This window comes from Bradyrhizobium sp. LeoB3 (assembly GCF_055456055.1).
In genome coordinates this window covers 20,439-45,387 of sequence record NZ_JBVBEF010000005.1, presented here as the reverse complement: position 1 = coordinate 45,387, position 24,949 = coordinate 20,439, and the positions used below count along the sequence as shown (strand labels likewise).

The 24,949-nt window shown below is 63.8% G+C and carries 22 protein-coding genes and 1 pseudogene; 17 read left to right on the top strand and 6 right to left on the bottom strand.

Going from position 1 to position 24,949, the window contains the following annotated elements; all coding sequences use genetic code 11:
* Positions 1 to 110 precede the first annotated feature (110 nt).
* The 3 genes and pseudogenes from ACZXDY_RS06635 (at position 111) to ACZXDY_RS06625 (ending at position 5,217) form a co-directional block, all read left to right on the top strand.
* A complete protein-coding gene (locus ACZXDY_RS06635) occupies positions 111 to 1,175 on the top strand; it encodes a hypothetical protein (RefSeq protein ID WP_464344932.1) in 1,065 nt (354 codons plus the stop codon).
* A gap of 289 nt (positions 1,176 to 1,464) precedes the next feature.
* A pseudogene (locus tag ACZXDY_RS06630) lies at positions 1,465 to 3,932 on the top strand (putative bifunctional diguanylate cyclase/phosphodiesterase).
* 67 nt (positions 3,933 to 3,999) lie between these two features.
* Positions 4,000 to 5,217 (top strand): lipase family protein, encoded by a 1,218-nt coding sequence (locus ACZXDY_RS06625; RefSeq protein WP_464344931.1) that lies wholly within the window; start codon positions 4,000 to 4,002, stop codon positions 5,215 to 5,217.
* A 127-nt stretch (positions 5,218 to 5,344) separates the two neighbouring features.
* Here the strand turns inward: ACZXDY_RS06625 and ACZXDY_RS06620 are convergent, their stop codons facing one another.
* Together ACZXDY_RS06620 and thrS are read right to left on the bottom strand one after the other, a co-directional pair.
* Positions 5,345 to 5,908: a nitroreductase family protein gene (locus tag ACZXDY_RS06620; protein WP_028163253.1), complete on the bottom strand. Its 564-nt coding sequence runs from the start codon at positions 5,906 to 5,908 to the stop codon at positions 5,345 to 5,347.
* Positions 5,909 to 6,003: 95 nt separating this feature from the next.
* A complete protein-coding gene (thrS, locus tag ACZXDY_RS06615) occupies positions 6,004 to 8,049 on the bottom strand; it encodes a threonine--tRNA ligase (protein WP_130228201.1) in 2,046 nt (681 codons plus the stop codon).
* A 285-nt stretch (positions 8,050 to 8,334) separates the two neighbouring features.
* Here thrS and ACZXDY_RS06610 point away from each other — a divergent pair, with 285 nt between their 5' ends.
* Positions 8,335 to 9,504 carry an MFS transporter gene (locus tag ACZXDY_RS06610; RefSeq protein WP_464344930.1) on the top strand — a complete coding sequence of 390 codons (1,170 nt, stop codon included), beginning with the start codon at positions 8,335 to 8,337 and terminating at the stop codon, positions 9,502 to 9,504.
* Between the two features lie 106 nt (positions 9,505 to 9,610).
* Here ACZXDY_RS06610 and ACZXDY_RS06605 read toward each other — a convergent pair whose 3' ends face one another.
* A complete protein-coding gene (locus ACZXDY_RS06605) occupies positions 9,611 to 10,852 on the bottom strand; it encodes an alpha/beta hydrolase (protein WP_464344929.1) in 1,242 nt (413 codons plus the stop codon).
* 354 nt (positions 10,853 to 11,206) lie between these two features.
* Here ACZXDY_RS06605 and ACZXDY_RS06600 point away from each other — a divergent pair, with 354 nt between their 5' ends.
* The 4 genes from ACZXDY_RS06600 to ACZXDY_RS06585 all read left to right on the top strand — a co-directional run bounded on the left by ACZXDY_RS06600 (position 11,207) and on the right by ACZXDY_RS06585 (position 15,664).
* Positions 11,207 to 12,580 carry an APC family permease gene (locus ACZXDY_RS06600; protein ID WP_464344928.1) on the top strand — a complete coding sequence of 458 codons (1,374 nt, stop codon included), beginning with the start codon at positions 11,207 to 11,209 and terminating at the stop codon, positions 12,578 to 12,580.
* Positions 12,577 to 13,800, top strand: coding sequence for a hypothetical protein (locus ACZXDY_RS06595; protein ID WP_464344927.1), 1,224 nt, complete (start codon positions 12,577 to 12,579; stop codon positions 13,798 to 13,800). Before ACZXDY_RS06600 ends, ACZXDY_RS06595 begins: the two co-directional genes overlap by 4 nt.
* Positions 13,801 to 13,937: 137 nt before the next feature.
* A complete protein-coding gene (locus ACZXDY_RS06590) occupies positions 13,938 to 14,630 on the top strand; it encodes a nuclear transport factor 2 family protein (protein WP_464344926.1) in 693 nt (230 codons plus the stop codon).
* On the top strand, positions 14,630 to 15,664 hold the full coding sequence (locus ACZXDY_RS06585) for an FAD-dependent oxidoreductase (RefSeq protein WP_464344925.1): 1,035 nt from the start codon (positions 14,630 to 14,632) through the stop codon (positions 15,662 to 15,664). Before ACZXDY_RS06590 ends, ACZXDY_RS06585 begins: the two co-directional genes overlap by 1 nt.
* A 30-nt stretch (positions 15,665 to 15,694) precedes the next feature.
* Here ACZXDY_RS06585 and ACZXDY_RS06580 read toward each other — a convergent pair whose 3' ends face one another.
* Together ACZXDY_RS06580 and yidD are read right to left on the bottom strand one after the other, a co-directional pair.
* On the bottom strand, positions 15,695 to 15,862 hold the full coding sequence (locus tag ACZXDY_RS06580) for a hypothetical protein (RefSeq protein WP_165435402.1): 168 nt from the start codon (positions 15,860 to 15,862) through the stop codon (positions 15,695 to 15,697).
* Positions 15,863 to 15,979: 117 nt separating this feature from the next.
* Positions 15,980 to 16,324, bottom strand: a complete 345-nt coding sequence (gene yidD, locus ACZXDY_RS06575; RefSeq protein WP_028163259.1) for a membrane protein insertion efficiency factor YidD — start codon at positions 16,322 to 16,324, stop codon at positions 15,980 to 15,982.
* Positions 16,325 to 16,569: 245 nt separating this feature from the next.
* Between yidD and ACZXDY_RS06570 the strand changes: the two genes are divergently transcribed.
* Positions 16,570 to 17,502 carry a COG3904 family protein gene (locus ACZXDY_RS06570; RefSeq protein WP_464344924.1) on the top strand — a complete coding sequence of 311 codons (933 nt, stop codon included), beginning with the start codon at positions 16,570 to 16,572 and terminating at the stop codon, positions 17,500 to 17,502.
* Positions 17,503 to 17,740: 238 nt separating this feature from the next.
* Here the strand turns inward: ACZXDY_RS06570 and ACZXDY_RS06565 are convergent, their stop codons facing one another.
* Positions 17,741 to 18,187, bottom strand: a complete 447-nt coding sequence (locus tag ACZXDY_RS06565) for an iron-sulfur cluster assembly scaffold protein (RefSeq protein WP_464344923.1) — start codon at positions 18,185 to 18,187, stop codon at positions 17,741 to 17,743.
* Positions 18,188 to 18,433: 246 nt separating this feature from the next.
* On the opposite strand from ACZXDY_RS06565, the gene folE reads away from it, so the two are divergent.
* From folE to ACZXDY_RS06525, 8 genes are all read left to right on the top strand, one after another.
* Positions 18,434 to 19,129 (top strand): GTP cyclohydrolase I FolE, encoded by a 696-nt coding sequence (folE, locus tag ACZXDY_RS06560; protein ID WP_028163262.1) that lies wholly within the window; start codon positions 18,434 to 18,436, stop codon positions 19,127 to 19,129.
* A gap of 28 nt (positions 19,130 to 19,157) precedes the next feature.
* A complete protein-coding gene (gene hisI / locus ACZXDY_RS06555) occupies positions 19,158 to 19,580 on the top strand; it encodes a phosphoribosyl-AMP cyclohydrolase (RefSeq protein ID WP_464344922.1) in 423 nt (140 codons plus the stop codon).
* Positions 19,581 to 19,641: 61 nt separating this feature from the next.
* Positions 19,642 to 20,394, top strand: coding sequence for a c-type cytochrome (locus tag ACZXDY_RS06550; RefSeq protein ID WP_464344921.1), 753 nt, complete (start codon positions 19,642 to 19,644; stop codon positions 20,392 to 20,394).
* 67 nt (positions 20,395 to 20,461) lie between these two features.
* On the top strand, positions 20,462 to 21,664 hold the full coding sequence (locus ACZXDY_RS06545; protein ID WP_464344998.1) for a c-type cytochrome: 1,203 nt from the start codon (positions 20,462 to 20,464) through the stop codon (positions 21,662 to 21,664).
* A gap of 26 nt (positions 21,665 to 21,690) precedes the next feature.
* On the top strand, positions 21,691 to 21,864 hold the full coding sequence (locus ACZXDY_RS06540; protein WP_028163266.1) for a hypothetical protein: 174 nt from the start codon (positions 21,691 to 21,693) through the stop codon (positions 21,862 to 21,864).
* A 2-nt stretch (positions 21,865 to 21,866) separates the two neighbouring features.
* Positions 21,867 to 22,445 (top strand): cupredoxin domain-containing protein, encoded by a 579-nt coding sequence (locus ACZXDY_RS06535; RefSeq protein WP_463327915.1) that lies wholly within the window; start codon positions 21,867 to 21,869, stop codon positions 22,443 to 22,445.
* Positions 22,435 to 24,060: a cbb3-type cytochrome c oxidase subunit I gene (locus ACZXDY_RS06530; protein WP_464344920.1), complete on the top strand. Its 1,626-nt coding sequence runs from the start codon at positions 22,435 to 22,437 to the stop codon at positions 24,058 to 24,060. Before ACZXDY_RS06535 ends, ACZXDY_RS06530 begins: the two co-directional genes overlap by 11 nt.
* Positions 24,057 to 24,848 carry a c-type cytochrome gene (locus ACZXDY_RS06525; protein WP_464344919.1) on the top strand — a complete coding sequence of 264 codons (792 nt, stop codon included), beginning with the start codon at positions 24,057 to 24,059 and terminating at the stop codon, positions 24,846 to 24,848. Before ACZXDY_RS06530 ends, ACZXDY_RS06525 begins: the two co-directional genes overlap by 4 nt.
* The last annotated feature ends 101 nt before the right edge of the window (positions 24,849 to 24,949 follow it).

Here is a 24,949-nt window from a genome sequence, read left to right as displayed (position 1 = left end):
TGACTTGAGCGCGACCGCCAGGCCAGGTGGAAGCGTGGGTTCCACAACAGCAACCCTGCAGGACTACGGAGGCTTGAATTTGCCGCGTTTTCGTTGAAAAGCATCATTCCATGACTGTTTGGGGCGATCGCATCGGACGATGCGGGCGGGGCGTGCTGCTTCGCTCGGTAATTTGGCTTGCCGTAATCCTGATTTTGGCGGTTCCGTCGGCCGTTTCAGCGCAATGGTTTGGTGAGCGGCCGCCCCCGGTACCGCCGGCCGCGGTCCCCGATGCCGGGCCCGCGATCAACCTGGCCCCGCCATCCGGGGCGGGATCGGCGCCGAGCCTGCCGGCGCCATTGACCCAGCCGACGATCATGCAGCCCTCGACCGCCGCGGCCCCGCCGGCCGGGCCGCCGCCGGGGGTGCAGACTGCGAACCAGGCGGTGCTCTCGCTGACCGCCCGCTATGGCAAGGATCTGCCGGTTATCAACAATGGCCTGGTATGGCGGGTCTTTGCCGACAAGCCTGATGACAACGGCACCTTCAAGCTGATCCGTGAGGACCGCGGCGCCACCCCCAACATCGTGTTGCCGCCGGGGAATTACGTGGTCCATGTGGCGCTCGGCCTGGTCAGCGCCGTGCGTGCCGTGAGCCTGAAGTCGGAGACCGATCGCGAGTCCTTCATCCTGCCGGCCGGCGGCCTGCGGATCGAAGGCCGGGTCGGCTCCAGCAAGATTCCGCCGAACCAGATTTCGTTTGCGATCTACAAGGGCAGCCAGTTCGACGGAGCGGACCGCGGCGCCCTGGTCCCCAATGTCGCCGCCGGCGACGTCGCGCTGTTGCCGGAGGGGACCTATCACATCGTCTCCAACTATGGCGACGCCAATTCGGTGGTGCGTTCCGACATCCGCGTCCAGGCCGGCAAGCTCACCGACGCGACCGTCATGCATCGCGCGGCCGTCATCACGCTGAAGCTCGTCGGCGAAAAAGGCGGCGAGGCGCTGGCGAATACCGCATGGTCGGTGATCACGCCGGGCGGCGACGTCATCAAGGAATCGATCGGCGCCTTCCCCCGCGTCGTGCTCTCAGAAGGCGAGTACCGCGCCATTGCCAAGAACGAGGGCAAGGTGTTCGAACGGCCCTTCAACGTCGTCAACGGCGTCGACGGCGAGGTGGAAGTCATCGCGCGCTAGATACGAGTAAAATTTTGAGCGACTGTCATAGTCTCTAACGCGCACTAACCAAGATCTGACTTTGAACTGTCATAATAGCGCCGGCGTCCCGTCGCCCGCGCAATCTTTACATTGCTTTAAGCGAGCCTGATTTGGATGCGGGCGGGGACTGGAGCATGAAATCGGACAGGGGAAGCCGGTTTTCCCTCGCGACAAACGCGGAGCGTTTGCGCCGTGATCATGCTCGAATGTGAAGTGAGGTCGTGATCCGATCTTCGTCGGACCATGATCTGGTGGTTCGGGGCGCGTCATGAGTGCGGCGAAGAAGTCGTCGGGAAAATTCAACACAGAAATGTTCGGCGACGTCCCGGTGCTCAAGCGCAAGTGGCAAGCCGCATTGCGTCCGGGCGACAGGTTGCCCCGCTATGAGGACGTGATGCTCGGCAGCCTCGGCCGGCTCGCCGACCACATCGTCCTGCTCAAAGAAAGGGGCGGCACGCTCGCCGTTTCGCAACCCGGCCGCTACATCCAGCAGTGGCTGAATGACGACCGCTGGGACATGGCGCTGAACGAGCTGCCGCCGGATTGCGCGACCGCGCTCGGCGAAGCCGCCGCCAACGCGGCCCTCAATGACCGGCCCTATCTTGCCACGGCGCATTGCGTGCGCGACGGCCTGGTCCGCACCTATGACGTGCTGGCGCTGCCGACCTGCTCGCGCTGGGGCGGCACGCTGATCGGGGCCTACGTCAACGAGCGCGGCGCCCAGTACAATCTGCTCGATACGATTTTTGCGGCGACCGATGAAGGCGTGCTGTCGCTGGCCGCCATTCGCGATCCGCGCGGCGAGCCGTTCGATTTCCAGATCATCCATCTCAATCAGGGCGCGGCGAAGCTCTTGAAGCGGCCCCAGCACGAGCTGTTGTGGCAGCGGCTCAGCGCAGGTGGAAACCTGCTCGGCGCCTCCGACGTGACCGAGCGGCTGCGCGAGACCCTCCGCAGGACCAGCGGCACCCAGTTCGAGATCGAGAGCGAGGACCGCTGCCTGCGGCTTGCCGTCACGGCATTCGGCGACATGCTGTCGCTGACCTTGTCCGATATCACGGCGCTGAAGCAGCGCGAGGTCTCGTTCCGTCTGCTGTTCGAGAACAACCCGATGCCGATGTGGGTGTTCGACGCCGCCACCATGGAATTCCTTGGGGTGAATGACGCCGCGGTTCAGCATTATGGCTATCCGCGCGAGAAATTCCTGAGCATGAAGTTGCGCGAGATCTGGCCGGAGGACGAATGGGCCTCCCACAGCAAGGCGCTGCAGGAGATCGGCGACGTCTACCATTCCAGCCGCGACTGGCGGCACATCAAGGCGGATGGCAGCGAGATCCATGTGCTGACCTTCGGTCGCCGCGTTTCGTTCGACGGCCGCGACGGCTACCTCGTGGCTCTGGTCGATATCACCGAGCGGCGCAAGGCCGAGGCCCGCATCGCCTACATGGCCCATCATGACGGCCTGACCAATCTGGCGAACCGCGATTTCTTCCAGGACCGCCTGCGCGAGGCGCTGCAGCGGAGCAAGTCGGGGAGCAAGCGTGTCGCGGTGCTGTGCGTCGATTCGACCTGTTCAAGAACGTCAACGATTCCTTCGGCCACGCGATGGGCGATCGGCTTCTGAAGCAGGTCGCGGAGCGGCTCACGGCCGATATCACCGGCGACAATCTGGCCGCGCGGCTCGGCGGCGATGAATTCGCGATCGTGCTCTCCGATGTCACACCGAACGAGGCGAGCGACTTCGCCGAACGCCTGATCGGGGCGCTGAGCGTGTGCTACGACATCGACGGCATCGAAGTGGTGGTCGGCGCGAGCGTCGGCATCGCGCTGTCGCCGGGCGACGGCACCAGCTCGGAGGAATTGATGCGCAACGCCGACATGGCGCTCTATCGCGCCAAGTCGGACGGCGGCGGCGTGCATCGCTTCTTCGAGCACGAGATGGACCGCCAGGCGCAGAAGCGCCGCGATCTTGAGCGCGACCTGCGCCACGCCTTCGCCAACGGTGAATTCGAGCTGCATTACCAGCCGCTGGTCGACATCGCCGCCGACAAGATCAGCGGGTTCGAATCACTATTGCGCTGGCGCCATCCGGAAAAGGGCATGATCTCGCCGGCCGAGTTCGTGCCGGTCGCCGAAGACATCGGCCTGATCGTCCAGCTTGGCGAATGGGTGCTGCGCGAAGCCTGTTCGGAAGCGATGAAATGGCCCCAGGAGATCAAGGTCGCCGTCAACCTGTCGCCGGTGCAGTTCCGCAGCCGCAATCTGGTGCAGGCGGTGATCTCGGCACTGGCGCATTCCGGCCTGTCGCCGCGACGGCTCGAGCTCGAGATCACCGAGTCCGTGTTCCTTGCCGAGACCGAGGCCAATCTGGCGATCCTGCACCAGCTCCGCGAGCTCGGCGTCAGTATCTCGATGGATGATTTCGGCACCGGCTATTCCAGCCTGAGTTACTTACGCAGCTTTCCGTTCGACAAAATCAAGATCGACCGTTCCTTCGTCAAGGATCTGGCGCGCCGCAGCGACTGCGTGGCGATCGTGCGCGCAATCTCCGGCCTCGGCCGCAGCCTGAATATCACCACCACCGCAGAGGGCGTGGAGACGGTTGATCAGCTCGACTGGTTGCGCGCCGAAGGCTGCAACGAGGTGCAGGGCTTCCTGTTCAGCGCGGCGCGGCCGGCGGACGAAATCGCAACGCTGTTGGTCGGGTTCGCGGAGCGCGCATCGAAGGCGGCCTGACGCCGTTTGTCGCGTGGCCGCCTCCGCCGCAAATTTGTCGGCTCGCGGCGATATTGGGCGCGGGCCCATGACCATCGCTCGCGTAATCCAGCTCGCAGTGCCGCTGCTTTTGCTTGCGGGCGCCGTTGGCACGCCGCTCGAAGCCTCGGCTCAAGAGATGTTTGCCGGCGTCACGGTGCGGGCGCCCGATGCGTTCTATGATCCGCCGGCGCAAGTGCCGGATAAACCAGGCGCGCTGCTGCGCAGCGAGCCGCTCCGGAACGTCACGCTGCCGGCCGGCATGCGGGGCTGGCGCATCCTCCACACGACGACGGTAAACGACACCACGCGTGCAACCGCCGTCGCGACCGTGTTTGCGCCGATCGATCCGCCCGCGGGCCCGCGCCCCGTGATCACCTGGGAGCACGGCACGATCGGAATGCAGCAGAAATGCATGCCGTCGCTGCTATCGGCCCCGGCCGTGGGGATTCCGGCGCTCAATCGGATCGTGCGAGCAGGCTGGGTGATCGTCGCCACCGACTACTCATTTGCCGAGAAGGGCGGCCCGCATCCCTATCTCATCGGCGAGGGCGAGGCGCGCGCCGCGCTCGACTCGGTCCGCGCCGCACGGCAGATGCCCGAACTGACGCTCGATCCGCGCACTGTGGTGTGGGGGTATTCGCAGGGCGGACACTCCGCGTTGTGGACCGGCATCATCGGTCCGCGCTACGCGCCGGAGATCGAGATCGCGGGCGTTGCCGCGATCGCGCCGGGCACCAATCTGCTGGACATTTTTGCGATGAACCAGGAGGTCGACAAGCGGCTCGGGCCGTATGTCGCGCTGTCCTATAGCCGCTTCTATCCAGACATTAGCTTCGAGCAGGCGGTTCGGCCGGAGGCGCTTGCGGCCGCGCGCGAGATTGCGGGCCTGTGCGGGTTCCTGCCGGAGGAGGAGCCGGTGCGGGCGGCGGCGCTCACCGCAACGTTCGAGGGGCCTGCGTTGGCGACACGCAGCAACCCGGCGCTTGCCGCAAGGCTTGCGCAGAATGGCGCCGACCATCCGATCGCGGCGCCTGTGGTGATCGCGCAAGGAGCGGAGGATGACGTGGTGCCGCCGGCGGCGACCGCAGGCTATGTCGAGGAGCGCTGCGCCGCCGGCCAACGGCTCGAATATTGGACCTTCGTGGGGCTCGACCACGGCATGGTGCAGCCGGGCTCAAAGCTCGAGGAGCCACTCATGGCATGGACCGCGGCGCGTTTCGGAGGCGAGCCGCCGCCAAAGGGCTGCACCCGCAACTCGTTCTGACGCGCTGCGCGCAGCGCTGGAGCGTGATGGTACTTGGTTGAATCGGCCCGAGGCCCAGGTTCACCTCTCCCGTAGGGAGAGGTGAAGAGCGGCAGCGCCCATGGCGGATACAATTCGACTTCAAGCGCTAGAACCGCGTCACGATATCCGACAGCGCCGGCCGCGGGCGGTCTTCGTTCGGCTTGGTCGGCTTGCCGATATGGATCAGCCCTGCGAGCTTCTCGTCGGGCTTGAGGCCCAGACCGTCGAGCACATCGCGGTCGAAGACGAACCAGCCGGTGAGCCAGCACGCGCCGTAGCCGAGCGCGGTCGCCGCGGTGAGGATGTTCATCGCGCTGGCGCCGGCGGAGAGTTCCTGCTCCCACGGCGGCACCTTCGGATGCGGCTTGGTGAAGCTGACGATGCCGATCACCAGCGGCGCATCGGTGAGCCGCCGCTTCTCAACCTCGATATCGGCCGTCGGCGCGCCCGGGTTCTTCTTGGCGAACACGCTCGCGATGACATCGCCGGCGCGGTTGCGCGCCTCGCCTTCGAACACAATGAAGCGCCAGGGCGCGAGCTTACCGTGGTCCGGCACCCGCGCGCCGATCGTCAAGATGGTCTCGAGCTCGGTCGGCGAGGGGCCGGGGCCTGTCATTTCGCGCGGCTTCACCGAGCGGCGGGTCTTCAACAATTCAATGGCGTCGGGCACTGCTGCTTTCCTCAAACTGGCGGGTCGCGGACATTCTTGCCACGAGATAGGGGCGAACGCCCGCGACCGGAAGCGAGTTTAGACGGATTAAAGCATCAGGACAGCGACTTCGCCCGCTTGATGTCGGGCGCCGTCGCCTCGTCGACCAGTGCGGCGAGGGCGTCCGCAGTCGGCATCACCGTCTGGCCTTCGCTGCCGAACCGTCGCACCGAGACCGAATGGGTCTCGGCTTCCTTCTTGCCGACCACGAGCAGCGCCGGGATCTTCGCCAGCGAATGCTCGCGGACCTTGTAGTTGATCTTCTCGTTGCGCAGGTCGATCTCCACCCGCAGGCCGGCGCGGCGCGCCGCGGCCACCACCTGCTTGGCATATTCGTCGGCCTCGGAGGTGATGGTGGTGACGACCACCTGCACCGGCGCCAGCCAGAGCGGGAAATTGCCCGCATAGTGCTCGATCAGGATGCCGATGAAGCGCTCCATCGAGCCGCAGATCGCGCGGTGCACCATCACCGGCGCCTTCTTCGAGCCGTCATGGTCGATATAGAACGCGCCGAACCGCTCCGGCAGGTTGAAGTCGACCTGGGTCGTGCCGCACTGCCAGTCGCGGCCGATGGCGTCGCGCAGCACATATTCGAACTTCGGCCCGTAGAACGCGCCTTCGCCCGGATTGATCTCGGTCTTGATGCGGTTGCTGCCCTTGGCCTTGATCTCCGACAGCACGGTCGCCATCACGCGTTCGGCATGGTCCCACATCGCGTCGGTGCCGACGCGCTTTTCCGGCCTCGTCGAGAGCTTGACGGTGAGTTCGCCTTCGAAGCCGAAATCGCCGTAGGTCGAGAGGATCAGGTCGTTGATCTTCAGGCACTCGTCGGCGAGCTGCTCCTCGGTGCAGAACACATGCGCATCATCCTGCGTGAAGCCGCGCACGCGCATCAACCCGTGCATCGCGCCTGACGGTTCGTAGCGATGCACCACGCCGAATTCGGCAAGCCGCAAGGGGAGGTCGCGATAGCTCTTCAGACCATGCTTGAAGATCTGCACATGCCCCGGACAGTTCATCGGCTTCAGCGCGAACCAGCGCTTGTCCTCGGCCTCGTCGCCGGCGGACTGCGCCGCGAACATGTTCTCGCGGTACCAGTCCCAATGGCCCGAGGTCTCCCACAGCACCTTGTCGAGGATCTGCGGCGCGTTGACCTCCTGGTAGTCGCCGGCAAGGCGGCGGCGCATATAGGCGATCAACTGCTGGAAGATGGTCCAGCCCTTGGGGTGCCAGAACACCACGCCCGGGCCTTCCTCCTGGAAGTGGAACAGGTCGAGCTCGCGGCCGAGCTTGCGATGGTCGCGCTTCTCGGCTTCCTCGATCTGCTTGAGGTAGGCGTCGAGATCGTCCTGTTTCGCGAAGGCCGTGCCGTAGATGCGGGTCAGCATCGGATTGTTGGAATCGCCGCGCCAATAGGCGCCCGCGACCTTCATCAATTTGAAGGCGTTGCCGATCTTCCCCGTGGAGGTCATGTGCGGACCGCGGCAGAGATCGAACCAGTCGCCCTGGAAATAGATCTTGATCGGCTCGTCGCCGGGAATGGCGTCGACCAGCTCGACCTTGAACGCCTCGCCCTTGTCGCGGAACACTTCCTTGGTCTTCTCGCGCGACCACACTTCCTTGGTGAAGGGTTTGTCGCGCGCGATGATCTCGCGCATCTTCTTTTCGATGGCGGCAAAATCTTCCGGGGTGAACGGCTCGTTGCGGAAAAAGTCGTAATAGAAACCGTTCTCGATCACGGGGCCGATCGTGACCTGCGTGCCCGGCCACAGCGACTGCACGGCTTCCGCCAGCACATGGGCGCAATCATGCCGGATCAGTTCCAGCGCGCGCGCGTCGTCACGCGAGATCAGCTCGATCTTGGCATCCTCGGTGATGGGATCCTTGAGGTCATACAGAACGCCATCCAGCGCCATCGCCACCGTGCGTTTGGCCAGCGAAGGCGAGATGCCCTGGGCGATATCGAGCCCGGTGGTGTTCCTGGGGAATTCGCGTTTCGCCCCGTCAGGGAAGGTGAGGGTGACTTTTTCCACGGGCTGGGCGGGCTTCAGGTTGCTGAGGCTGTACTGGAATCCGGACTCGGACTTGTGCTCGTCGGGCATGACATTCTCCTGTGGCTCACTCCTGCGAACGAGCGCAGGTAAGCTGAAGCAGCGATATAGCAGGCGATTGGGCCGACGCAATCCGGCAATATCAAGAAATCGGCGGGCAATCGGCCGGATTGTCGCGCTCGCGAGCGCTTCAATCGCTGGTATTGCGAGGTTTTCGATGGCGCTCCAGCAACCGCGCCGCGAGTTCGTTCGCGAATGTGACCGATCGACGAACTTCATGGCCAGCGCTGACATCTGGCCTTTTCTTCTTCGCCCGCCTGGTTTACATGCATTTGCATGAAAAGGATGCCCGCCACGCGCCGTTTTGCGCCCACCTCCCTGATGCTTGGCAATATCGTCACCGGCTGCTCCGTGCTGGCGCCGGCGGGGATGCTTCCGGAACTGTCCGGTGCACTTGATATCTCGATCCACGCCGCGGGGCTCTTGATCACCTTCGGTGCGATGGTGTTGTGCATCGGCTCGCCGCTGACGGCATGGCTGACCAGCCGTATCGATCGCCGCACTTTGCTCGGCGTCACGCTCGCGGTGCTCACGGTCACCAATCTTGCCTCCGCCCTGGCGCCTGACTACGCGAGCCTTCTGGTCATTCGCCTCATCATGCTGGCGATCGGCGCGCTCTATACGCCGCAAGCGGCCGGCACCGGCGCGCTGATCGTACCGGTCGAGCGGCGCGGCAGCACTATCGCCTACATTTTCCTCGGCTGGTCGCTCGCGGCTGCTGTCGGGCTGCCGCTGATCACTTTTATTGCAAGCCACTATGGCTTTCGCGCCGCCTATGGCGGCATCGCGCTGATCGGCTGCGTGAGCTGCGCGCTGCTGTTGTGGCGATTGCCGCACGAATTGCTCGGCGCGCCCGTCGATCTGAAGACCTGGATCGAGCTCGGCCGCAACCGGATGGTGCTCGTGCTCCTGGCGATCACAACGCTGCACATGTCAGGCCAGTTCGTCATCTTCACCTTCATGGGGCCGCTGCTTGCAAGATTGACTGGAGCCGGCCCCAACGCCATCGGGCTCGTCTTCGGCCTTTACGGCGTCTGCGGCTTCATCGGCGTCATGATCGCAACCCGCATCGTCGATTCCTGGGGGCCGTATCGGACGTCGGTGCTGTTTACCTCGCTGATGCTGACCGGCGTTGCCGGATGGGCGCTGAGCGCGGGGATCTATGCGTTGATGGCCGCCTCGGTTGCGATCTGGGGGCTCGGCTTTGCCTCCACCAATTCGATGCAGCAGGTGCGGCTGGTCGCGGCGGCGCCGGCGCTTGCATCGGCATCGGTGTCGCTCAACACCTCGGTGCTCTACATCGGGCAGGCGATCGGCTCCGCGATCGGCGGCGCGCTGTTCGCAAATGGCTGGCTGCACGGCGCAGGCTATGTGTCCGCGGCTTTCGTCGCGCTGGCCCTTGCGACCATCTTGCTGACCAGGCCGCGCCACGCGGCGGCGAAGTGATGAACTAGAGCATGATCCGGAAAAGTGGAGACCGGTTTTCCGAAAAAGATCATGCTCAAACAAAGAGCCAGAGCGGGATGACGATTCGAAGAAAAGTCGTCACGCTCTAGCGACTCGCCGATGCCGGAGCGCTTGCGATCCGCGCAAGCGATGCGCCTCCCGCCATCTTCACCAGCACTTCTTTCACCGGGTGCTGCGTCCAGGCCAGCGTGACGTAATCGCGATGGGTGACGCCGTCGGGGGTCTGCACGAACGCGACGCTGCCGGGCTGCAACGGCCCGTCCATGCTCTCGCGGACGCGGATGCCCTTGTTCCTGAGCATCGTCATCAGTTCCTGATCATGCCGCTTGGTATAGCGGGTATACGAACTCACGAAGAAACCGCTGCGGTTGTTCTCGATCCAGGAGGCGAACTTGTCGAGTTCGCCATAGACCGCATCCAGCAGCACCACGCCGCGCACGCGGCTGGTGGCGCCGCCGACCTCGAGGCTCCAGGCGGTCGGCAGGAAGCCGCCGCTATAGCCGACGATCACGACCGGCATGTTGGCGAAGGCAGCCGCCGATTTGGGATCGCCATAGAGGCGGGCGAGGTGGGAGGTGGATTCGTCGAGGAAACGTTTGAAGCCGCCGGGCTGCCAGAACTTTCCGGCGCTGGAATCGGCGGCATCGACCGCCATCTGCGGCGCCAGCAGCACCGCGTTGACGCCGGAGTCCGAGATCTGCTGCGGCACCAATTGGCGGTCGCGCACGTCGCGCTCGAGGGTTGCGCCATTGCCGTGGAAGAACACCACGATCACGCCCGGCTTACTGACGTCGAAATTCTCGGGCACGTGCATCAGGACGCGGCTGTCATTGTAGGTCTCGTCCTGCCAATAGACGCGGCCCGAATAGCTGCGATGGCCCTTGCGGCCGCCGTCCGTGACATTCAGGAACGGCGCATCCGAGCGCGGGTTGTTGCCGAAATAAGGGAAGGCGGAGGATTTCATGCTGACCAGCGTGGTCAGCTCTTCGCGCTCGCTCGGCTTCGGCAGATTGAGCGTGGGTGTCAGCGAAGCCGTCCGGACCGGCGCGGGACGCTGCGGCTGCGGCTCGGATGCCGACGCCGACGCAGTGGCCTGGCGCTGCACGAGCCTTTCCTGCTCGGTCGGGAAGCGTTCCTTGAACGATGGTGCCGGGAAGCGATCCACAAACGTATCGCTCGCAACCGCGTGTGTGTTCGCGGCGAGCGCCGAGGCGCTGGGCGCTCTGCCGCATTGAGCCAGCACGGTCGCAAGCGGTAGAAGCAGCGAGGCGGTCGCGACCCAGCGCCACGGAGACCTCGGCCAGCGCGACCGCGCGGCCGGGGGCATTGGCCGGTTCGCGCGATCACACTTCTGGAATGTTGGGTTCGCTGCCCCGATCATCCACCCGCTACCCCGAACTCCCGGCAAACGCCGAATCTGAGCGCACCGGTGTTTAGGTGACGTTGAGCTTCCGGAAAATTTCCCCATCCGGAAGGTGCAAGAAGACCATCCAATCGTGTCGCGATTGTGGGTCGTCTCTCGTGTTTACACAAAGGTCGGCCCTTTGAAGGCAACAATTAGGTATTATGATACCCAAATCTTGGCCGGAGTTAGGTGCTTGTTAACGTTGCTTGAATTGGCCGTTTTCCGCCTGCACGATGAGAATCGTCGAAGCGCGTAGCGCTGAAGGTACGGTCCGATATGGCGGCATCACACACGGGCAGCGCGACATGGTCCGGTTCGCTCCCCGGCAGCGGTTCGACCGTTTCGGTCCTCGTGGCCACGGCCATCGTGGTTGCCGACATGGTGGGCGTCGGCGTTTTCACCAGCCTCGGCTTTCAGGTCAAGGACATCCCGTCGGGCTTCTCGATCCTCCTGCTGTGGACCGTCGGTGGCATCGTCGCGCTGTGCGGCGTATTTTCCTACGGCGAACTCGGTGCGATGTTTCCGCGCTCGAGCGGCGAGTACAATTTCCTGAGCCGCGCCTATCACCCGGCGTTCGGATTCGTCGCCGGCTGGGTGTCGGCGACCGTGGGCTTCGCCGCACCGGTCGCGCTCGCCGCCATGGCGTTCGGCGAATACGGCAAGTCGGTCTTGCCGGACGCGCCGCCGCTCGTGCTGGCGCTCGGCGTGGTGTGGCTGGTGTCGATCGTCCAACTCACCGGCGTCAAGCATTCCTCGACCTTCCAATTGGTCGCGACCATCCTGAAGGTGGTGCTGATCGTCGGGTTTCTCGTCGCCGGATATTTGATCGCGACGCCGCAGCCGATCTCGTTCGCGCCGACCTCAGTCGATCTTTCCCATATCGTCAGCGCGCCGTTCGCGATCAGCCTGGTGTTCGTGATGTATTCGTTCTCCGGCTGGAACGCGGCGACCTACATCATCGGCGAGATGCACCTGCCGGAGCGCAATTTGCCGCGCGCGATGCTCTCGGGAACGTTGATCGTGCTCGTGCTCTATGTCGCCCTGAACGCGGTGTTCCTCCACACCGCGCCAATCGACCAGCTTGCCGGCCAGATCGACGTCGCCCGCATTTCTGGCAGCTATATCTTCGGCGAGCTCGGCGGCCGCATTGTCGGCGCGATGATCTGTGTCGGGCTGATCTCCTCGATCAGCGCGATGATGTGGATCGGTCCGCGCGTGATGATGACGATGGGCGAGGACATCCCGGCGCTGCGGATCTTCGCCCGCCACTCGGCCAGCGGCGCGCCGGCCTATGCGATTCTGTTCCAGCTTGCGGTGGCGACGTTGATGCTGTTCACGCGCAGCTTCGAGGCGGTGCTGGACTTCATCCAGTTCGCGCTGCTGTTCTGCTCGTTCTTCACGGTAGCAGGCGTGATCAAGCTGCGCATCACGCGCCCCGACCTGCCGAGGCCTTACCGCGCCTGGGGATACCCGGTCACCCCCGTGGTTTTCCTGCTCGTGACCGGTTTCATGATGTACTATCTGTTGACCGACCGTCCGCTGCAGTCGGCGCTTGGCACTTTGATCATGCTTTCCGGCCTTTTGATCTACGCCGTTTTCCGCAAAGGGGCGGCGCGCCCGGCGGCCGCCGGAGCATCGGGTCGCAAATGAGGAAGTTCTTGCCATTGAAAGCTGTCGCGCTCGCTTTCGCGATTCTGCTCGCGGCGCTGCCGGCGCGTGCCGCCGACACGGCGACCGCAGACGATACCGCGCGCTTCCTTGCCGGGATGATGCCGTCAGCGGACTCTCCGCTGGTCCCGCTGACCAGGGATCCTGCCTGGCAACAGCATGCCCGATTCTTCGACCAGGCCTTTGCGCAGCTCGAGCAGCGCCAGCTGTCGAAGATCCGCGCCTGGGCGGAGACCAATCTCGCCGCGCCGCGGCCGACCATGTTCTACATGTTCTCCGGGCCCGACTTCATCTACGCCGACGCCTTCTATTCCGGCGCGACGACCTATGTGCTCAGCGCGCTTGAGCCGGCCGGCTCGGTGCCGGACCTGACAAGACTGTCGCGTGGCGACGTCGGTGCCGCGCTCTACAGTGTCGAGCGCTCGCTATCTTCGGTCCTGAGCTTCTCCTTCTTCATCACCAAGAAGATGAAGGTCGACCTGCATGCGGGCGAGATCAGCGGCACCTTGCCGATCCTCTATGTGTTCCTGGCGCGCTCGGGCAAGACCATCCGGAGCGTCGCGCCGGTTGCGCTCGACGAGAACGGCATCGTCGGCACGGAAGGGGCAGGGAAGGGCGCGGTGCGCGGCGCGCGCATCACCTTCGCCGGCAATGATGGCGTTGAGCGCACGCTCTATTACTTCTCGACCGATCTCTCCAATTCAGGCGTCAAGGCGAGCGGCTTTTTGAAATTCTGCGAGACGCTTGCGCCCGGCAACAGCCTGATCAAGAGCGCCTCCTATCTCATGCACGCCGGCAATTTCACTGTTGTGCGCGACTTCATCCTCAAGAACAGTGCCACCATCATCCAGGACGATTCCGGGATTCCGCTCGTGTACTTCAACCACAGCCGCTGGCGCTTCTTCCCGTTCGGCCGCTATGCCGGCCCGATCGCCGAATTCCCGGGCCGCTACCAGGAATCCTACGCCGAGCTGTTCCACCGCGCGCAGCCGATCGATTTCGGCATCGGCTATCGCTGGCGCACGCACGAAACCAACCTGCTGCTTGCCGTGCAATTGCCGGGTGATGGCTTCGGCACCGCCGATGCGGTGGCTCAGGATGCGCCAGCTCCCAAACCGGCGCCGCCGCGTGCCAGGGCGCCCCGGCAGCCGGCGCCATTCTTCAGTTCGCAGCCCGGCGGTTTCTTCTGGTTTGGGCGCTAGAGCTCCGGTCGCATTTCAACATCCAGTGAATATTGCGATCGTAACTCACTAGCGGGATCGACCGCGCGTCCTGTAATCCATCCGTAGCGGCGCCTCGTCAGGTTCGTGATCTGTCACCCAAGTTCCGAGGGATCGATATGATCGCTACCGACGTCGACGACCGATTCAACAAGTGGCTAGGCTTCTTCAATGTCGCTGTAGCGGCTAAAGACGTTGATGCGCTGCTGATCCTGTTCCATCCGGACGCATTCTGGCGCGACCTGCTGGCATTCACCTGGAACGTGCGCACGGTCGAAGGTCATGGCGAAATCCGACAGATGTTGGATGCGTGCCTTGCGCGTACGGCCCCCACGGCATGGCGGCAAACGAGACCCGCGCGTCTCGAAGATGGCATCGTCGAAGGAATCGTCGAGTTCGAGACGAAGGTCGCGCGCTGCCGAGCAGTCATCCGCTTGAGAGAGGGCAAGGTCTGGACATTGCTCACGTCGATGGCGGAGCTCAATGGCCTCGAAGCATCGCCGAGCCTCGACCATGTCAGCCACGGCGGCGGCGATATGGCCGCTATGGCGAAGCAACCCTACTGTGTCATCGTTGGAGCCGGACATTGCGGGCTTGGATTGGGCGTGCAGCTCCGAAAGCTGGGTGTCCCGACGCTGATCATCGATCGCCGCGAACGACCGTCCGATACCTGGCGAAACCGCCACGATTCGTTGTTGCTGCACACCCCCTCATACTTTGATCAGATGCCGGGATTCTCCTACCCCGACGACTGGCCGCTGCATCCCTCGAAGGAACGCTTCGCCGACTGGCTGGAGGGCAACTCGACGTGATGACCGGGGCAGAGTGCGTAGGGGCCGCATACGATGATGTGCGCGGGAAATGGCGCCTGCAGGTCAAACGCCGCGACCGCGCGATCGAGCTCAACCCGGAGCAGCTTGTGCTCGCTACCGGACTATTCGGGACTCCGAAGATCCCTGACATACCCGGGAAGGAGCGGTTCAAGGGACCGCAACAACATGCAAGCTTGTATCGTAGCAATCCTCATCACAGGAACTGCCGATGCGTTGTGGTGGGATCAGGCACCACGGCGCACGATATTGCTGCGGATCTCTTCGCTGGTGGCGCTGATGTCACGATGATTCAGCGCAGTCCGACCATCGTGATGAAGTTGGAGAGATTGATCGAAGGATTTGCCAGGCTCTACGGCAGCGAGCCGAAGGCGCAGGGCATGACGACCGATCTGGCGGACTTGTTGCTCGCCGCGACACCCTTGCGCACCGTGGTGGCCGTGCACCAGAAGCTGGTGAAGCACGTGAAGGAGAAGGACGCGGCCTTCTACCGGCGATTGGAGAGCGTCGGCTTTCGACTAACTTTCGGTGAGGACGAGAGCGGCGTGTTTCCTCAGGTCCTGCGCGATCCCGGTGGCTACTACATCGATGTCGGCGCATCAGAGCTGGTCGCGAACGGCAGCATAAAGCTGAGAAGTGGTGTCGGCATCACGGCGCTTCGCGAGGAAAGCGTGGTTCTGAGCGACGGGAGCGAACTTCCCGCGGATATCATCTTCTACGCAACCGGCTACGAACGCAGCTCGTTCGAATCCATCCTGACGCCGGAGACGGCAAAAAGGGTTGGCCCGCTCTGGGGTTTTGGCTCAGGCACGCGCCGCGATCCCGGCCCGTGGCAGGGTGAGCTGCGAAACATGTGGAAGCCCACGCGACAGAAAGGACTGTGGTTTCACAGTGCCGGAGTTGGGATGGGGCGATTTTACTCGCGCATCCTCGCCCTGCAGATCAAAGCCCGGCAGGCCGGAATAGCAACACCCGTGTACGAAGGCGAAGCTGCCAAGGCGCTCGAGGCTGCGTGAGCCGCTCTAATTCACCCACGTCGCATTGCATCACCAGTGCACGCTCTGGCTCGGCACGATGAAGGCGCTGTTGTTAGCCATGTTCGGCTTGTGGGTGAAATAGAGGTAAGCGGAAACGATCAAAATGAGTAGTGCGATGATCGCCAGTAAATCTATCTGGCGGGGGTCATGACCGTGGCGGCTGATTTTCCAGCGCATTGTTGCTGTCCTTCCTGCGGACGCAAGAGGTCAATGCCGCACTGCCGCCACAGTTCCCGCACGCCAGCGATGCATGCATAACTTGAAAGCACCGGCGAAGAAGGCGATCTCTCTAGTCTAAGGCGCGTTGACGCCGCGCCAGCGGCCGTAGCGCCAGGGCAGATACCATCGCGCGCCGGGCGGCGCCCGCTCCGGCACGTTGTCGATGCCCGATGTGCCGAAGGGATGGCAGCGCAATAGGCGCGCCAGCGTCATCCAACCACCTGCCCACAAGCCGAAGCGCTCGATCGCCTCATCGCCATAGACTGAGCAGGTCGGCAGGTGCCGGCAATTGTAGCCGACCAGCGGTGACAGCGTATGACGGTAGATCCAGATCAGCGCGCGACCGAGATTGCGTGGCAGCCGCTGGGCTGCGCTGGCACAGTCTGTGCATCGAAATTGATGTGATGTTCGATGTTCCATGGGCATCATGCCGCAAACTTACGTGGTCTTGCGGGGGTTCCCAAGCAAGGAACTCAATTTTTGCAGATATTTACGCCACAGTTCGCAACTATTGCACCGCACGGGCGGCGCTGCAGCAAAGGTCCTATGGACGGCACAGGTCAGTACGGTTACCGTTTTGATAACGCTTCGATGACACCATCATGTCACGTTGCGATGGGGCCGCTGCCACTGCTCACCCATGGGGCTAGGGGGAAGGAACCAAATTGAGGCTCGTGACGTCGCTTCGTCTTCGCGGTCTGGCACTTCTCGGCGCCGCCGCCTTTTGCATCACACTGCCTGGCTCGGTCACGACGCTGGGCAATTCGGCCCGTGCCGGCGCCAGTCTGGAAGAACGCAAGACGCCGATGCGATTCAGTTGGGTGGCTTGCGAGCCCAACTGCAGAGGTTGGGTATCCGCCGTCGGCATCATCACCGCCGACAGCCCGCGCGACTTCGATGAGTTCGCCCGCGGCCGCCAGCTCGGCGGCGCCACCATCGTACTCGATTCCAGCGGCGGCTCGGTCAACGACGCCATCACGCTCGGCCGCCGCTTCCGTGGCCTGGGCGCATTGACCACCGTCGGCACGACGGTCATCAACCAGACCTCAAAGGGCCAGCGCGCCGGCGTCAGGCCGGAAGCCTATTGCGAGTCGATGTGCGTGTTCCTGCTGTTATCGGGTACGACCCGTTACGTGCCGGAAAGCGCGCATGTCCGCGTTCATCAGATCTGGATGGGCGACCGCGCCGATGACGCGCGTGCCGCGAACTACACCGCGCAGGACATGATGATCGTGGAGCGCGATATCGGCCGGCTCGCGAAGTACACTTTCGACATGGGCGGCGCAGGCGACCTGTTGTCGCTGGCGCTGAGCGTTCCGCCCTGGGAAGAATTGCACGAGCTGTCGCGCGACGAGTTGCGGCTGACCAATCTTGTCACCACCGAAGAGGTCGCCGACGTGCTGCCGCCGCAGGATAATGCGGCCACCGTGCCGGTCGCGGATGCGAAAACCAAGCCGAACCAGGACCGTTTCGCCACCAGCGCGGCTGAGGGCGAGACGACGGCGCAGCCCGCGAAGTCGATATCAACCAAGACCGCGGAAGCCCTGGTTCCCACCGGCGGCTCCGCCACGCCGCCCCCGGCCCCGCCGGGGAAATGAACCCAAAGCCGTTGAGACGACGGTATCGGACGCGCCACGCCTCGCGATGCTGCTTGATGCGCCCTCTCCCCTTGTGGGAGAGGGCTACTCCCATGCCGGCAACTAACTCATTGGGGTGAGGGGGCTCTCTCCACGAACACCCTTGCCCGCGGAGACAACCCCTCATCCGTCGCGCATTTCATGCGCGCCACCTTCTCCCACAAGGGGAGAAGGGAAGTAGTCCCTCGACGTTCCGCCCTTACGCCGGCTGCTTGGCCTTCGCCTCGATCTGGCCGATGGCATCAACCACGGCATCAAATGTCAGCATGGTGGAGGCGTGGCGGGCCTTGTAGTCGCGCACCGGCTCGAGCAGGGCGATCTCGGCCCATTTGCCGTCTTCCGGGGGCTTGCCGTTTTCCTTGAGCATCTTGCGCACGATCTCGCGCAATTCGCGCAGTTCATCGGCGGTCGAGCCCACGATATGCTTTGCCATGATCGAGGAGGAGGCCTGCCCCAGTGCGCAGGCTTTGACGTCATGGGCGAAGTCGGTGACGACGGGGCCGTCCATCTTGAGGTCGACCTTCACGGTCGAGCCGCAGAGTTTCGAATGCGCGGTGGCGCTGGCATCGGGGTCGGGAAGGCGTCCGAGACGCGGAATATTCCCGGCCAGTTCGATGATCCGCTTGTTGTAGATGTCATTCAGCATGCGAATAGAGCTCGTGGGCAGAGGGGTAAGGCACCCTTGGCGGCTGGGTTCTATGGTCCTATATATGAACCGTATCGGCCGAAATACAGTCCGGCCATGCCACCGGCGCGGGCCAGTTCAGAAGCCAATGCTATGCTGCCGGTGTTAGGATGAAGGGACTCCAGGCGTCCGGCGGCACCAGGCCGCGCCGTCTGCCCGGTGACACACCCGGTCCGAGAAGGGACCGGTCGAACGGAGAGACGTCGAATGGACGCTGCAATCAAATCGATCCGCCCTGCCAAGAGCAACGAGCCCAAAAAGGTCGAAACCCGGCCGGCCGAGCTCGATCCGTCCGAATTCCTTGCCGCCGCCGTCCGTGCCGACCAGCCGCGCCCGTCACGTGCTGAAGCCGAGCAGGCGGTTCTGACGCTGCTGAGCTATATCGGCGAGGATCCGGATCGCGAGGGGCTGCTCGACACCCCACGCCGCGTCGTCGAGGCTTTTGACGAGCTTTACCAGGGCTATCACCAGTGCCCGGCCGAGGTGCTCGACCGCACCTTTGGCGAGACCGCCGGCTATGACGATTTCGTGCTGGTCCGCGACATCGAGTTCACCTCGCAGTGCGAGCACCACATGATGCCGTTCTACGGCAAGGCACATATTGCCTATACGCCGGTCGAGCGGGTGGTGGGCCTCTCCAAGCTCGCCCGGCTCACCGACATCTTTGCCCGCCGGCTGCAGACGCAGGAGCATCTCACCGCCCAGATCGCGGCTGCGATCGACGAGGTCCTCAAGCCCCGCGGCGTTGCCGTCCTGATCGAGGCGGAGCATACCTGCATGTCGGTGCGCGGGGTCGCCAAGCATGGCGCGTCGACCTTCACCAGCCGCTTCACCGGCATGTTCCGCGACAATCCGGCGGAGCAGCAGCGTTTCCTGTCCCTGGTGCGAGGACCGACCCGGTAGCCTCGCACAACATTGCGAGGCTTATCCCGTGTCAGCACATGATCACGACCGCGAGGAAGGGCTGGCATTCCAGCCCAAATTCGACGCGTCAGGTCTCGTGACCTGTGTCGCGACCAACGCCGGCAATGGCGACGTGCTGATGGTCGCGCACATGAACGACGAAGCGCTGCGCAAGACCATTGCGACCGGCGAAGCCTGGTATTTCAGCCGCTCGCGCAATGCGCTGTGGCGCAAGGGCGAAAGCTCCGGCCACACCCAGCGCGTGATCGAGATGCGTATGGATTGTGACCAGGACGCTGTATGGATTCGCGTCGAGCAGACTGGCGCTGCATGCCACACTGGTCGCCGTTCCTGCTTCTATCGCGCCATCAAAGGCGAAGCCGGCGACATACAATTGTCATTCGTTGACGCCGAACGCTTGGTCGATCCATACAAAGTCTATCGCAAATAGACTCAATACTTCTCATTGGCGCGCTGCAGCGCGCGGGCTGCGTTGCCAGCGCGCGCGTGATGTGCGAAAGTTCCCACTCTTCGTCGAGATGGGGGTCGCGGCGGTGGCGCGTTACGTTTCTCTGATCCGATCGTGTTTTGTTTTTTTCACGCTGCCATTTCTTCCGGCGGTGGCGCAAACACCGGAGCGCGCACCCGACACGATGGCCGCGCGCGTGCTCGCCTGCGCCTCCTGTCACGGCGCGCAAGGCGAGGGGACGAGCGACGTCTATTTCCCGCGTCTTGCCGGTAAGCCCGCAGGCTATCTTTATAATCAGCTCGTCGCGTTCAGGGACGGCCGGCGCAAATATCCGCCGATGAACTATCTCCTGGAATTTTTGCCCGACGACTACCTGAAGAAGATGGCCGACTATTTCGCCTCGTTGCGGCCGCCGTTCCCGGAGCCTGCGATTCCGATCGTCAGCGATGCGATTCTCGCGCGCGGCGAGTCGATCGTGAAGCATGGCGATATCCAGCGCGGCATTCCGCCCTGCGCGAGCTGCCACGGCCCGAGCTTCGGCGGCATGGAGCCCGCGATTCCCGGTCTGCTCGGTCTGCGTGCAAGCTATATCAGCGCCCAGCTCGGCGGCTGGCGCTACGGCACGCGCACCGCGGCCGCCCCCGATTGCATGCAGATCGTCGCAAGCCTTCTTACCGAAGACGATGTGAAGGCGGTGGCCGCCTATCTCTCATCGCGTCCGGCGCCGGCAGACCCGTCGTTCGCGCCGCAAGGCAGTCTGCCGATGCCGCTTGCATGCGGCAGCGAGCCGCGTTGAAGGGAGCTCGCCGATGCAACGCCTCTCGACCAAGCTGATTCTCCTTCTGGCGCTGTGCTTCGCCGGCATGATACCGGCAACTGCGCAGCAGAACCCGCCCGCCAATGCCGAGCTGCTCAAGAAGGGTGAGTATCTCGCCCGCGCCGGCGACTGCATCGCCTGCCATACCGCGCGCGAAGGCAAGACCTTTGCCGGCGGGCTGCCGATGAAGACGCCGTTCGGCACGCTCTACACCTCCAACATCACGCCCGATCCGCAGACCGGCATCGGCACCTGGACCTCGGACCAGTTCTACCGGATGATGCATGATGGCCGCTTCCCGGACGGCGGTCTCGTCTATCCCGCGATGCCGTTCGGCTCCTATACCAAGGTGACGCGCGAGGACTCCGATGCGATCTACGCCTATTTGCGTTCGGTCCCGCCGGTGAAGCAGGTCAACAAACCGCACGAATTGACCTTTCCCTTCAACAATCGCTCTCTGATCATCGGCTGGCGCACGCTGTTCTTCAACGAAGGCGAGTTCAAGCCCGATCCGACCAAGTCGGCGGAATGGAACAGGGGCGCCTATCTGGTCGAAGGTCTCGGCCATTGCGGCATGTGCCACACCGCGATCAACGCGCTCGGCGGCAGCTCGGAATCGCAGGCGTTCGAGGGCGGCCTGATTCCGATGCAGTACTGGTACGCGCCGTCGCTCACCTCGAACAAGGAAGCGGGGCTGGGCGAGTGGAGCATCCAGGAAATCGTCGACTATCTGCGCACCGGCGTCTCCGCCCGTGGCGCGGTCTACGGGCCGATGGCGGAAGTCGTCTACAACAGCCTGCAATATCTCAACGACGAGGACATCCGCGCGATGGCGGTCTACCTGAAGGGCCTCGCGCAGGGCACCTCGCCGGACAAGCCGCCGCCGGCGCTGCCGACTGCCGAGAGCAGCCTTCTGCTCTCGCTCGGCAAGCAGATCTATGACCGCGATTGCGCAAGCTGCCACGGCGCGACCGGGCTCGGCATGCCGCCGCATTATCCGCCGCTCGCCGGCAACCAGTCGATCCAGATGGCCTCGGCGGTGAATGCCATCCGCATGGTGCTCAATGGCGGCTATCCGCCGGGCACCGCGGGCAACCCGATGCCCTATGGCATGCCGCCCTTCGCGCAGCGCCTTTCCGACGATGAGGTCGCCGCCGTCGTCACTTACATCAGGACATCCTGGGGCAATCGCGGTGCGCCGGTATCGGCGCGGCAGGCCAACGAATTGCGCACGGCTACGCTGAAGTAGAGCATGATCTGGAGAAGGGGTGCGCCATGACGGATTCATCCTCGCAAGGGCGGGCGCAGCATTCCGATGACGAGGCGGTCGACGCGATCGTGCGCGCAGGTCCCGGCGGTGCGATTGCGGTGGCGGGCATCGCGACCGCGATCGTGGTCGCTTTATGGTTCGCCTTCTATCTCTTCGTCTTCCTGCCGCGGAGCGCCTGATCGTGACCAGTGAGACCGATCATAGTCACGGCGCGCATGGCCTCGGCGAGGCGGTTGCCGCGCGCATCGAGCGGCGCTGGGCAACGTTGTCGATCGTGATCATCGGCGTGCTCGTCGGCTTGGCCGCCTTCTTCGGCATCTACCATACGACGATGCCGCAGGGTCGCGTCGAGACCGCCGATCCCACGACCTTGCATCTTTCCGGCGAATTCGTCGAAAGCAACCTGGGCAGCGCGCTGGAGGCCGACGGCTCCGTCACGGTGCGCGCGATCGGGCAGCAATATTCATTCACCCCGCAATGCCTCGTGGTGCCGGCGGAAACGCCGATCACCGTTCGCGCCACCAGCGCCGACGTCGTGCACGGCTTCCTGATCGAGGGCACCAACATCAACATCATGCTGGTGCCGGGCTATGTTTCGGATCTGCCGATCAGCTTCAAGACGCCGGGCGAACACATGATGCCGTGCCAGGAATTCTGCGGCATCGGCCATCAGGGCATGTGGGGCAAGGTCAAGGTGGTCGACCAGACTACGTTCCGCAACATGGCGGCGAGCAAACGGAGGCTCACCTGTGTTGATTAACAAGCGGCTGATCCTGGCGCATTTCTGGCTCGCCTTCATCGTCTTCGGCGCGGCGCTGGTGCTCGGCGCCTGGCAGATGTTCGTGCGCAGCCCACTGAACGCCTGGCACTTCAATCCGGAATTCTATTATCGTTCGGTCACCGCGCACGGCACGGTGATGGGCTATGTCTTCCCGACCCTGATCGCGATGGGCTTTGGCTACGCCATCAGCGAAGCGGCGCTGGAGCGGCCGCTGATCGGGCGGCGCTGGGCCTGGGCCGGCATCGCGCTGGTCGCGATCGGCAGCGTGATGGCGATGATCCCGGTCTCGCTCGGACTCGCCTCCGTGCTCTACACCTTCTATCCGCCGATGATCGGCAATCCCTTCTATTACATCGGCGTGGTCCTGGTCGTGGTCGGCTCATGGGTCTGGGTCGCGCTGATGTCGATCAATCTCGCGGTCTGGAAGCGCGACAACCGCGACAAGCCGGTGCCGCTCGCGATGTTCGCCAATGTCGCCGGCTCCTATCTCTGGGCCTGGACCGCGGTCGGCGCCGCGGTCGAGCTGATTTTCCAGATCATTCCGACCGCGCTTGGGCTCACCACCACCATCGATGCCGGACTGGCGCGCGTATTCTTTTCCTGGACATTGCACGCCATCGTCTATTTCTGGCTGATCCCGACCTACATCGCATATTACACCATCTTCCCGCGGGCGATCGGGGGCCGGCTCTACAGCGACGCGATGGGGCGGGTTGCCTTCATCATGTTCGTCGTGGTCGCGATGCCGATCGGCGTGCATCATTTGTTTGCCGATCCGCAGGTCGGCGCCGGCTTCAAGTTCATGCAATCGGTGTTCACCGGTCTCGTCGCGCTGCCGACGCTGCTCACGGTATTCACGATCTGCGCGTCTGCGGAGATCGCGAGCCGGCTGCGCGGGGGCAGGGGCGCGTTCGGCTGGATCGGCGCGCTGCCGTGGAAGAATCCGATCATGCTCGCGACCGCGCTGTCGCTCGTGATGCTTGGCTTCGGCGGCGCCGGCGGGCTCATCAACATGAGCTATCAGCTCAACACCAGCATCCACAACACGCAATGGATCACCGGCCACTTCCATCTGATCTTCGGCGGCGCCATCGTCATCATGTATTTCGCGATCGCCTATGACCTGTGGCCGCATTTGACCGGCCGCACGCTGGATAGTTACGGGATGATGCGCACCCAGCTCTGGCTGTGGTTCATCGGCATGATCGTCACAACGTTCCCGTGGCACTATGTCGGCATCCTCGGCATGCCGCGTCGCATGGCGTTCTATGACTACGCCAATCCCGCGATCGCGCCGCAGGCCCTCTCGGTGACGATGTCGGCGTTCGGAGGATTGATCCTGCTGACGTCAGGTATCCTGTTCCTGATCGTGCTGATCCGCGGCCAGTTCGCGCCGAGGGGCGAGGCGGGCGCCTATCGCTTTGCCATCCCCTTGCACATGCCTGTGCGCATTCCGGTTGCGCTCAACAGTTTTGGATTGTGGCTGGCGCTCATGATCGGGCTGACGGTCGTCAATTACGGCTATCCGATGGGCCAACTGATGGCCGTGAAGAATACCAGCGTGCCTGCCGTTTATGTCGGAGCCAGCAGATGAGCGAGGAGGAGTTCTATTCGCCGCGTAACCCCTGGTTCAGCATCAGCGTCGGCGTCACCGCCGCCATCGCGGTGCTGTCCGCGGTCGTGGGATTGATCTGGCTGCCGCTGCTGCAGCCCAATCTGAAGCTTGCCGGCATCTGGGATGCGATCTGCAGCGCAGCCGGCGTGCCGAACCTGCCGAGGCCCGCCGCGGCGGTCCCGCCTGCGTTCAAGACCTCGAATGTCGTGGTCACTCCGGAAATGCTGACACGGCAGGATCAGGTGTCGATCGGCCGTGGCGCGACGCTCGCGCAGCGCTGCGCGATCTGCCATGGGCCGCAGGGCGTCAGCGACGCCAACTCGCCAAACCTCGCCGGGCAGTACGCCGCGGTGACGTACAAGGAATTGAACGACTTCAAGACCGGGGCGCGGGTCAACGTCGTCATGAGCCCGTTCGCGGCCAATATGACCGACCAGGACATGCGCGATGTCGCGCTCTATTACGCCTATCTGCCGCGTGTGCCTTCCAGTCAGGTCAATCCGAACCTGCCGCCGCCTGCGATCGTGGTGACGGGCGCGCCGATGCGCAACATCCCGCCCTGCGGCTCCTGCCACGGCGAAATCGACATCAAGGCCGGCAGCCCCTGGCTCGGCGGCCAGTCCGCCGTCTATATCAAATCGCAGTTGCAGGCCTTCGCATCGGGCACCCGCCGCAACGACATCAGCGAGCAGATGCGCAATATCGCCCGCCAGATGACCGCGGAAGAGATCGATCAGGTCGCGCGGTATTACGAGGCGCAGCCGTAAGGCTCCGCCTCCTTAACTTCCCATTAACCATAACTGCCGCAGGGTATTGAAGGGAGCTGCGCCGATTACCGGCGTTCATGAAGCCCACGCGAGCGTTTCGC

Coding starts and splice junctions, on each gene's coding strand:
- ACZXDY_RS06635 (WP_464344932.1), top strand. CDS start 111: ATGACTGTTTGGGGCGATCGCATCGGACGATGCGGGCGGGGCGTGCTG.
- ACZXDY_RS06625 (WP_464344931.1), top strand. CDS start 4,000: ATGACCATCGCTCGCGTAATCCAGCTCGCAGTGCCGCTGCTTTTGCTT.
- thrS (WP_130228201.1), bottom strand. CDS start 8,049: ATGCCCGACGAGCACAAGTCCGAGTCCGGATTCCAGTACAGCCTCAGC.
- ACZXDY_RS06610 (WP_464344930.1), top strand. CDS start 8,335: ATGAAAAGGATGCCCGCCACGCGCCGTTTTGCGCCCACCTCCCTGATG.
- ACZXDY_RS06605 (WP_464344929.1), bottom strand. CDS start 10,852: ATGCCCCCGGCCGCGCGGTCGCGCTGGCCGAGGTCTCCGTGGCGCTGG.
- ACZXDY_RS06600 (WP_464344928.1), top strand. CDS start 11,207: ATGGCGGCATCACACACGGGCAGCGCGACATGGTCCGGTTCGCTCCCC.
- ACZXDY_RS06595 (WP_464344927.1), top strand. CDS start 12,577: ATGAGGAAGTTCTTGCCATTGAAAGCTGTCGCGCTCGCTTTCGCGATT.
- ACZXDY_RS06590 (WP_464344926.1), top strand. CDS start 13,938: ATGATCGCTACCGACGTCGACGACCGATTCAACAAGTGGCTAGGCTTC.
- ACZXDY_RS06585 (WP_464344925.1), top strand. CDS start 14,630: ATGACCGGGGCAGAGTGCGTAGGGGCCGCATACGATGATGTGCGCGGG.
- ACZXDY_RS06580 (WP_165435402.1), bottom strand. CDS start 15,862: ATGCGCTGGAAAATCAGCCGCCACGGTCATGACCCCCGCCAGATAGAT.
- yidD (WP_028163259.1), bottom strand. CDS start 16,324: ATGGAACATCGAACATCACATCAATTTCGATGCACAGACTGTGCCAGC.
- ACZXDY_RS06565 (WP_464344923.1), bottom strand. CDS start 18,187: ATGCTGAATGACATCTACAACAAGCGGATCATCGAACTGGCCGGGAAT.
- folE (WP_028163262.1), top strand. CDS start 18,434: ATGGACGCTGCAATCAAATCGATCCGCCCTGCCAAGAGCAACGAGCCC.
- ACZXDY_RS06545 (WP_464344998.1), top strand. CDS start 20,462: ATGATACCGGCAACTGCGCAGCAGAACCCGCCCGCCAATGCCGAGCTG.
- ACZXDY_RS06540 (WP_028163266.1), top strand. CDS start 21,691: ATGACGGATTCATCCTCGCAAGGGCGGGCGCAGCATTCCGATGACGAG.
- ACZXDY_RS06525 (WP_464344919.1), top strand. CDS start 24,057: ATGAGCGAGGAGGAGTTCTATTCGCCGCGTAACCCCTGGTTCAGCATC.